We start from the raw sequence: 10,053 nt of genomic DNA on the forward strand, positions 1-10,053 counted from the left end.
ATTCGTTTATACCATGCATCGTGTCGGCAAAGTTGTTCCGCCGAAACGTCATATTCTTAAAAACATCTCGCTGAGCTTCTTCCCTGGCGCAAAAATCGGTGTTCTGGGTCTGAACGGCGCCGGTAAATCCACCCTGCTGAAAATCATGGCTGGTATCGATACCGATATCGAGGGCGAAGCGCGCCCGCAGCCGGGCATCAAGATTGGCTACCTGCCGCAGGAGCCGCAGCTGAACCCTGAGCATACCGTTCGTGAATCCGTTGAAGAAGCGGTTTCCGAAGTGGTTAACGCGCTGAAAGGCCTGGACGAAGTGTATGCGAAGTACGCGGAACCGGATGCCGACTTCGATAAGCTGGCCGCGCAACAGGGCAAGTTCGAAGAGATTATTCAGGCGCACGACGGTCACAACCTGAACGTGCAGCTCGAACGTGCCGCTGACGCTCTGCGCCTGCCGGACTGGGATGCCAAAATTGCTAACCTCTCCGGTGGTGAACGCCGCCGCGTCGCGCTGTGCCGCCTGCTGCTGGAAAAACCAGACATGCTGCTGCTCGACGAACCGACTAACCACCTGGATGCCGAATCCGTGGCGTGGCTGGAACGCTTCCTGCACGACTTCGAAGGCACCGTTGTGGCGATTACCCACGACCGTTACTTCCTCGATAACGTTGCAGGCTGGATCCTCGAACTTGACCGCGGTGAAGGTATTCCGTGGGAAGGCAACTACTCCTCCTGGCTGGAGCAGAAAGATCAGCGTCTGGCACAGGAAGCGTCTCAGGAAGCGGCTCGCCGTAAATCCATTGAGAAAGAGCTGGAGTGGGTTCGTCAGGGCGCGAAAGGCCGTCAGTCTAAGGGCAAAGCCCGTCTGGCGCGCTTTGAAGAGCTGAACAACACCGAATACCAGAAGCGTAACGAAACCAACGAACTGTTTATCCCACCAGGAGCTCGTCTGGGCGATAAAGTCGTTGAGGTCAGCAACCTGTGTAAATCCTACGGCGATCGCGTGCTGATCGACGATCTGAGCTTCTCAGTACCGAAAGGCGCCATTGTCGGCATCATCGGTCCAAACGGCGCGGGTAAATCCACTCTGTTCCGCATGATGTCCGGTCAGGAACAGCCTGACAGCGGCACTATCTCGCTGGGCGAAACCGTCAAGCTGGCCTCCGTTGACCAGTTCCGTGACGCAATGGATAACAGCAAAACCGTGTGGGAAGAAGTCTCCGGCGGGCTGGATATCATGAAGATCGGCAACACCGAGATGCCAAGCCGTGCCTACGTTGGCCGCTTTAACTTTAAAGGGGTTGATCAGGGTAAACGCGTTGGTGAACTCTCCGGCGGTGAGCGCGGTCGTCTGCATCTGGCGAAGCTGCTGCAGGTTGGCGGCAACATGCTGCTGCTCGATGAACCGACCAACGACCTGGATATCGAAACCCTGCGCGCGCTGGAAAACGCCCTGCTGGAATTCCCGGGCTGCGCGATGGTTATCTCGCACGACCGTTGGTTCCTCGACCGTATCGCCACCCACATTCTGGATTACCAGGATGAAGGTAAGGTTGAGTTCTTCGAAGGTAACTTTACCGAATACGAAGAGTACAAAAAACGCACGCTGGGCGCCGATGCGCTGGAGCCGAAGCGTATCAAGTACAAACGTATTGCGAAGTAATTGCTCCCAAGCGGATGGCGCACGCCATCCGCCTTAATATTACTTAATATAAATTAAATTAAAAATAAAAATATTCAGAGAAAAAATAATCCATTGCCTTTTTATCTATAAATACCCATCCTCCAGACAAAAACATACCCCAATTCAATACAATTCCGTTGAGAAAAATCCATCATATATAATCAGTATTGTGATGTTTTAATGACTGTGCTAAAAATGCCTATAAATATTAGCATTGAATTATTCGTGAGCATTATTCATGGACAGGAATCCATTGAATACAAAAACGTCACTTGATAATACACAAAGGAATAAGATGTTTTATCACATTCTCTATCATTCGTTATTTCGATTGAACAAACGGAATAAATGGTGCGGATAAACATTCGTTCACACTGTCAGAACCCCATCCATCTAATCTATTAATTAAGTTCATCGAATAGCTCATGAAAATAAATAAAGTGCTGTCTGGCGGTTTTATTGTCAGAAAAAAAAGGCTGGCTCGTAAAATTTCAAAGAAATTCCAACAGTTCGACATACAGCGAAATCTGTGGAAGATCATCATCGCAGCGCCAATGTGCTTGCTGATTATCTATCTCGTTATTTTCAGCCAGCCCCGCTACGTCAGTGAGTCTACCGTTGCGGTTAAGCGACCAAACGATCTCGACAGTAGCAGCCTTAATTTCGGTCTATTGCTCGGCGCCTCAAACCCTTCCTCCGCAGAAGATTCTCTCTATCTGAAAGAGTACATCAACTCGCCAGACATGCTGCAAGCGCTGGATAAAAAGCTCGATTTTCATCATGCGTTTAGCCAAAGTGGCTGGGATTTTCTGTTTCATTTATCTGCTGATATTACCGCAGAGCGCTACCTGGACTATTATCGCAGCCGTTTAAATGTCGACTACGACGAGAAAACCGGATTACTGACAATCCAGACACAGGGTTTTACACCAAAGTTCGCCCAGGCCTTCAACCAAGCGGTACTGAAAGAATCAGAACGCTTTATCAACGAGCTGTCACATAAGATTTCACGCGAACAAATGCTATTTGCAGAAGATGAGTTAGCACAAATGCGTTCGCGGCTAGACGAAAGCAAAAGAGAGCTAATCAACTATCAAAACAACAATAATATATTAGATCCAGCGGCATCCGCGGAAGCGGCTACAACCCTGGTTAATACATTACTGGCAAAAAAGATAGAAATGGAAGCCGACCTGCGCAACCTGCTGACGTATCTGCGTGAAGATGCGCCACAAGTTGTGAGTACGAAGAATGCGGTCAAATCACTCCAATCGCAAATCGATGAAGAGCAAAGCAAAATTACTGCCCCAGAAGGCAAAAAGTTGAACAGCATGGCTGCCGACTTTGAGGATATTAAATCAAAAGTAACATTTAGCACCGATTTGTACTCACTGGCGCTGCAATCCATCGAAAAAACGCGTATGGAAAGTGCGCGCAAACTAAAAACGCTCTCCGTCATCAGTTCACCACAACTACCAGAAGAGTCGAGATTTCCCAATACTCCTTATCTTCTGGCAAGTTGGTTACTTGTCTGTTTCCTTCTATTTGGCACAGCCAAATTATTGCTCGCAATTATTGAAGACCATAGAGACTGATATAGCCGCGGCTATTTAATAGAGTTTATTATGAAACTAGTAAAATCGATATTCTTACTTATATTCATGCAGGCAAGTCAGTCCTACGCGATTGGAGTAACAGCCGATCCCGAACTAACCGGTGCCGCACCATTGCCATCACTTATTTCTCAGCAGACAAACAGCACTGATAACAGCGGTTTTGACAACACGCCAGTACCGCAGCCACAACCAGCAGCAAGCAGAATGTTCGGTGCACAACTCTTCACTGGCACCACTGCAGACAGCGGAAACACCATTGGTTTTAACCCGAATTATGTTTTAGGTTTGGGAGACACGGTGCAGATTCGTCTTTGGGGTGCCTTTAATTTTGACGGCGCCTTAACCGTTGACCCCAAAGGTAATATTTTCGTGCCCAATGTGGGTCCACTCAATGTTAATGGTGTACCCAACAGCCAACTAAACGGCCTGGTGACGGCGAAAGTAAAAGAGGTTTATCAATCAAACGTCAACGTGTATGCCTCTTTGCTACAGGCTCAACCCGTCAAAGTTTTTGTCACAGGCTACGTCAAAAAGCCAGGGCTTTATGGTGGTGTAGCCTCTGATTCTTTGCTTTCATATTTAAGCAAAGCTGGAGGCGTTGATAGCGATCGCGGCAGTTATATTGATATCGAGGTAAAACGAGGAAAATCCATTCGCTCCCATATCAATCTCTATGATTTTTTATTGAATGGAGCGCTGAACTTATCACAATTTGCCGATGGCGATACGATAGTCGTCGGGCCGCGCAAATATACCTTTAGCGTTGAAGGCGACGTTTACAATAGCTACGATTTCGAGTTTGCGGACAGCACTATACCGGTAACAGAAGCGCTGAACTGGGCACGCCCCAAGCCTGGTTCAACACATTTCACCATCATTCGCAAACAGGGAAGTATGAAACGTACGGAATACTATCCCTTAAGCAGCGCATACGGAAAAAACCTTCAGGGTGGCGACCAGCTAATTATCAGTTCCGACCGATATGCTGGCACTATCCAGGTTCGTATTGAAGGAGCCCATTCCGGAGAACATGCGATTGTGCTGCCCTATGGTTCAACAATGAAACAAGTGCTGACACAGATCCGTCCGAACAGCATGTCCCAGCTCAACAACATTCAGCTTTACCGCCATTCGGTTGCGGCTCGCCAAAAAGAGATGCTAGACACTTCCCTACAGAAACTGGAAGAAGCATCACTATCATCACAATCGGCGACCCAGGAAGAAGCGCGTCTACGTGTTCAAGAAGCCCAACTTGTTAGCCGTTTCGTCGCCAAAGCCCGCAATGTGGTGCCAAAAGGTCAGGTCGTTCTCAACGAAAGTAATATCGACAACGTCATACTAGAAGATGGTGACGTTATCACCATCCCGGAAAAAACCTCATTGGTCATGATCCACGGTTCGGTACTATTCCCCAACGCTATCTCCTGGGATAAGAAGCTGGATGTTGATGATTATATTGAAAAATGCGGTGGTCTGACGCAGAAGTCTGGACAATCTAAAATCATTGTCATTCACCAGGATGGCTCTGCGGTAAATGCCGATGATGTCGATGATATTCAGCCAGGGGACGAAATTATGGTGTTGCCGAAGTACGAGTCGAAGAACCTGGAAATCACTCGCGGTATCTCCACCATACTTTATCAACTGGCAGTAGCAGCCAAAGTTATTCTTGAGTTGTAACACCAAGGTCGTGGCGGATCGTATCCGCCACGAAAAGATCACAAACATGGAAGCCGTTCAGGATGATAGGCATCTACTCTTCGGGTATTTGGCAGATCCCGCACCTTCAAAGCTTTTTAGGCGAAGCGTGCAGCAAACTCTCGTTTTTATCCACTATTCCAGCCAGCGTGGACGCCATTGCAGTCTGGGGGGAGCGTCCCTCCTCTCAGCGTTCTATCGAGCGGGCACAAAAAGCTGGCGTACCAGTGTTACGCCTGGAAGATGGTTTTACACGCTCAGTAGGGCTGGGGGTTAACGGCGCACCACCTTTAGGAATAATCGTTGACGATCTGGGTATTTACTACGACGCCAGACGCCCTAGTCGCCTGGAAGTATTAATCCAGCAGGAAGCCGAGAATCAGAGTCTGCACGGTGATGCTTTACGTGCATCAGCATTCATCGTCGAAAACGATCTTTCAAAGTACAACCATGCCCCTCTTTTTATGGAAACGCACTATGGGGAAGTAACGCTAGTTGTCGACCAAACTTACGGTGATGTATCAGTCACTTTAGGTGGCGCAACGAAGCAACAATTTGCAACAATGCTCGCCTGTGCGAAGAAAGAACATCCTCACGGCGAGATTTGGGTTAAAACCCATCCGGATGTGCTGACTGGTAGAAAGCGAGGCTATTTCGAATCTTTGTCGGCCGATCCGCGTATTCGATTGATCACGAAAGATTTCAGCCCACAATCTCTGCTAAGCCAAGTCACTCATGTTTATACCGTAACATCCCAATACGGAATTGAAGCGCTAATGGCGGGAAAAAAGGTCGTCTGCTTTGGCCTTCCCTGGTATGCCGGTTGGGGGCTTACTGACGACAGACATCCTCAGTCACAAGAAATTGCCGCTCGTCGCGGCAAGGCTCCACTCAATGCTCTGATTGCCGCAGCCTGGCTGCAATATACTCGTTATATCGATCCCTATACGGGGCAGCCTGGTACTCTATTTGATGTACTTGAATACCTTCGTTTACAGCGAAAGCACCTTCTCACTCGCAACGGCCATCTCTGGGCACCAGGAATGACGCTGTGGAAAAGCAGCATCGTAAAACCCTTTTTGAAAACACCGAGCAATAGTGTTGATTTTTCACATAAGGGACACGAGGCCAGCGCTTGTATCGTCTGGGGGGTAAAAGGAGAGCAACGCTGGCAGTTGAAAGCATCACAGTACGACATTCCCGTGTGGAGAATGGAAGATGGTTTTCTGCGCTCTTCCGGGCTGGGCTCGGATTTACATCCGCCACTGTCCCTCGTGCTCGATAAAACCGGTATTTATTATGATGCAACGCGTCGAAGCGATCTCGAAAATTTACTGAATCACTCACATCTAACGGCAGAGCAGCAGCAACGGGCGGAGGCTCTGAGGCAGAAACTAATTGCCAGTAAACTGAGTAAATACAACCTTGGATACAGGTGGGAAATACCGTCAGACGCCAACGGTAAGCGCACACTGTTAGTGACCGGACAAGTAGAGAACGATGCCTCTATTGCACGAGGAACGCAGTCAGTCAGAACCAACCTGACGCTATTACATACCGTGCGCACCCGAAATCCTGAGGCATTTATTATTTATAAGCCTCATCCAGATGTTCTGGTCGGTAACCGCCCCGGCCATATCTCTCCAGAAGAGATGCAACGCTTGGCCGACTGTATTGCATTAGACGCCGATATTATCGAGTGTATCCAACAGGTGGATGAAGTTCACACCATGACTTCGCTATCTGGATTTGAAGCCTTGATGCACGGCAAAAAAGTCTTTTGCTATGGTATGCCTTTTTATGCTGGCTGGGGCCTGACTACCGATGAGTACATCTGCGAGCGCCGCCAGCATCGCCTTACTATCAGAGACCTGCTGTATCAAACGCTTATCAACTACCCTATCTATATCCACCCGGAAAATAAACAGTGCATCCCACCTGAGATGGCCATGGATTGGTTAATTGGGCAAAAACGGCAAAGCCTGATGATGAAACGAGGGTCTGGTCAATATCTGCAGCGGCAGGGAAGAAAGTTACGGATGCTGCTTAAAGCGATGAAGGACTAATATCGAGAAGGACTCTCTATGAACAGTAATACAATTAACACTCTCCTCTCTGGAAAACGTTATCTGCTATTGCAGGGACCAATGGGGCCATTCTTCAATGACATGGCAGAATGGCTAGAGTCGCAGGGGCGTGAAGCCGTGAACGTCATTTTCAACGCAGGCGATCGCTTCTATTGTCGGAATCGACAGTACCTGACATATAAAAAAACGCCGAGAGAATTCCCACATTGGTTGAAAGAGACGTGGCAGACATATCCGTTCGATACCATTCTCTGCTTCGGTGACTGCCGCCTGCTACACCAGGCGGCAAAACGCTGGGCACAAGCCAAAGGCGTACGTTTCCTGGCTTTCGAAGAAGGTTATCTGCGCCCACACTTCATCACTCTGGAAAGTGGTGGCGTCAATGCCTATTCCTCACTTCCCCGGGATCCGGAATTTTATCGTCAGTTACCAGAACAGCCTGAACTTGAGGTTCATAGCTTAAAGCCATCAACCAGGCTACGTATTCTGCATGCTATATGGTATTACCTGGTGAGTTGGCTTTATCGAAATCAATTTCCTCTATATCGACATCACAAAGTTTTTTCCCCGTGGTATGAGGGCAAATGCTGGATCCGAGCTGGTTGGCGAAAGCAATGGTATCGCTACAAGGAACGACATGTCATGGATCTGCTGAAGACTACCCTGGATAAGCGCTATTTTTTGGCCATTCTGCAAGTCTATAACGATAGTCAAATTCGCAATCATAGCCCTTACAAGGATATCCGTAACTATATTAATGATGTGATGTATTCATTTTCAAAAAAAGCATCGCCGACGGATTTTCTGGTGTTTAAACATCATCCAATGGATCGTGGGCATCGTTTATATGGGCCATTGATCAAAAGATTAGCCAAGCAGTATGGTGTTAGTAATCGAATAATTTATGTTCACGATTTACCAATGCCAAAAATGTTGACACATGCAAAAGCGGTGATAACGATTAACAGCACCGCGGGTCTTTCAGCATTGATTCACAACAAACCGTTAAAAGTGATGGGTCAAGCGTTGTATGATATAAAAGGACTAACTTATCAGGGGCAGCTAAACCAGTACTGGAGATCCAACTTTACCCCCGACATGAGATTATTTAAGAAATTTAGTACATATTTGCGTGTTACTACGCAAATTAATGCAGTATTTTACGGTAGGAAATCACCTGAAATGGTGAAGTATCAAGCCACTCATCACAAAGAGATAATTACTGAAGGTAAATGGTTTTTACAATAAACTATTAAGCCACTTTAAAGTGGCCCAATCATAAACACCCCCATATTAATATGGGGGATAATATTTATTCTTGCACTGTATTAATAGTCACATCTAACTCATTTACCTGAACCCCCTGATTCAATGGGTAAACGAACTCTTTAAAATCAAAATAAACATGCAATTTCATTCTATAAGATCCGACAGGAATATGCTTCAAGATATCAAATCCTTTCTGCCAATAGACACACAACATACTATTAAACTTGTTATTTAATGAAACAGAATAGCTACTGTCTGAGTTATAAAATTCAATTTCAGCATAGACCTTACTAATCATTACTTCTTCTTTAAAAGCGCCTAACAACCTTGAAGCGAACAACTTTCCATTCACAAAAGCAAATCGCATATCAATGTTTTTCTTAGAAACTGCATCTCGATTTGCAATAAGCTGAATAACTTTAGAAAACTGTCGTTTAACCAGTTCCATTGCCGAACCAGAGTGAGGCATGTCTTTAAGCATAACAACATTCATACCAGAGAATGATTTCATCGGCATTCCTCTGGATGCATCAAAATCATTTTCAGCAAATGAATATGTCACATTTTTATTTTTTAAAGCAGGGAGTTTTTCCAAATAATTATAGTAATGTCGTGCTTTTTCCCCCAAACTGTATCGCATTAGCGGATTTTGTGGCGCATAATTGAATAATTCCAACTGAGGGATGTCTATAAAATATTTAGAGTCAGGGAACTCATCTATATAGTCTATTGCAATAGAAGCGCCTTTAGAGTTGCCATAAAAAATAAAATCAGTAGGATTTAAGTTATAACGTTGTCCCAATTCCAAAATCAGTTTTGTAGCAATGGATTTAATACGAGTACCATTTTCAGTCTCATACATGTAGTTGCCATAAACACTTTCCTTATACTGGAAAGCAAGAATGAGAGTATTATGCAACCTGGATTGCAGGGATGTCATTGCGCTTAACCGATAATTAACATTATCGAAGTTACTTACCCCCGGAAAGGTTATAAGGCATTTTTGTGGATTAGTTACATTGCCTGTAAGGGAATAAAATATAGATCCACCTTCATGGATAAATTCTTTAATACCGTATTTTTTATCAAACACGACCTGATCAGGATGAAATATTTTATGAGGAACAATCTCAAATGAAACATGTTCTGCGTTACCAACCAACTCTATTTTATCATTACTTTTAATTGGCAAATTGGTAAACCATTTCTCTTTTCGCCCAGAAATCGGCACTTCAACACCATTAATAACCAAAATTGATTTAACTGAGTTAACAGAATTATCAAACTTAATGTTCAAATATAATGACATAATAATCTCTCAATATAAATATAAGTTATGGTGTTGTATCTAAGAGCATCGAATAAGCAGTTTAGTGTCTTCATGGGCCCAAACTCTTGCTGCCGCGAGTCTTTTTTTCAGCTCATGATCAACAACAGGCAATCTGGACAGGCAGGCTTGCTGGAAGCAGGCCACTGCGACATCGTATTCTCCATAAGACATAGCTAACTCGCCAAATAAAGTGAGGCCCTTAATTGACAACTCTACCATATTCATCTTTTTGAAATATGAATATGATTCATTAGTAAAATTACTAGCACATAACTTATATGCAAAATCTTCTATGATTCTATTCGGGAGAGTTTCGAAACATTCATCAATAAATAGTTTTACTTTAGCCAAATCACATTCAACATATAAAAG

At 45.3% G+C, this 10,053-nt stretch carries 7 protein-coding genes; 5 read left to right on the top strand and 2 right to left on the bottom strand.

The features are described 5' to 3' along the window. The 5 genes from ettA to ACW14G_RS20680 form a co-directional block, all read left to right on the top strand. On the top strand, nucleotides 1-1,660 hold a 1,660-nt coding region (ettA, locus tag ACW14G_RS20660; protein ID WP_455648751.1), incomplete at its 5' end, for an energy-dependent translational throttle protein EttA. A 446-nt stretch (nucleotides 1,661-2,106) separates the two neighbouring features. Next, nucleotides 2,107-3,276: a capsule biosynthesis protein gene (locus ACW14G_RS20665; protein ID WP_455648752.1), complete on the top strand. Its 1,170-nt coding sequence runs from the start codon at nucleotides 2,107-2,109 to the stop codon at nucleotides 3,274-3,276. Between the two features lie 30 nt (nucleotides 3,277-3,306). Further along, a complete protein-coding gene (locus tag ACW14G_RS20670; protein ID WP_455648753.1) occupies nucleotides 3,307-4,977 on the top strand; it encodes a polysaccharide biosynthesis/export family protein in 1,671 nt (556 codons plus the stop codon). A 62-nt stretch (nucleotides 4,978-5,039) separates the two neighbouring features. Then, a complete protein-coding gene (locus ACW14G_RS20675) occupies nucleotides 5,040-7,061 on the top strand; it encodes a capsular polysaccharide biosynthesis protein (protein WP_455648754.1) in 2,022 nt (673 codons plus the stop codon). 18 nt (nucleotides 7,062-7,079) lie between these two features. Then, entirely contained in the window at nucleotides 7,080-8,330 is a 1,251-nt protein-coding gene (locus ACW14G_RS20680) for a capsule biosynthesis protein (RefSeq protein WP_455648755.1), read from the top strand. Nucleotides 8,331-8,394: 64 nt separating this feature from the next. Here ACW14G_RS20680 and ACW14G_RS20685 read toward each other — a convergent pair whose 3' ends face one another. Both ACW14G_RS20685 and ACW14G_RS20690 read right to left on the bottom strand, forming a co-directional pair. Further along, the gene (locus tag ACW14G_RS20685) at nucleotides 8,395-9,660 is read right to left on the bottom strand and encodes a hypothetical protein (RefSeq protein WP_455648756.1); all 1,266 of its coding nucleotides are present in this window, start codon (nucleotides 9,658-9,660) and stop codon (nucleotides 8,395-8,397) included. Nucleotides 9,661-9,699: 39 nt separating this feature from the next. After that, nucleotides 9,700-10,053 (bottom strand): hypothetical protein (locus ACW14G_RS20690; RefSeq protein WP_455648757.1); only part of this gene is annotated, 354 nt, incomplete at its 5' end.

This window comes from Kluyvera sp., from assembly GCF_965301105.1.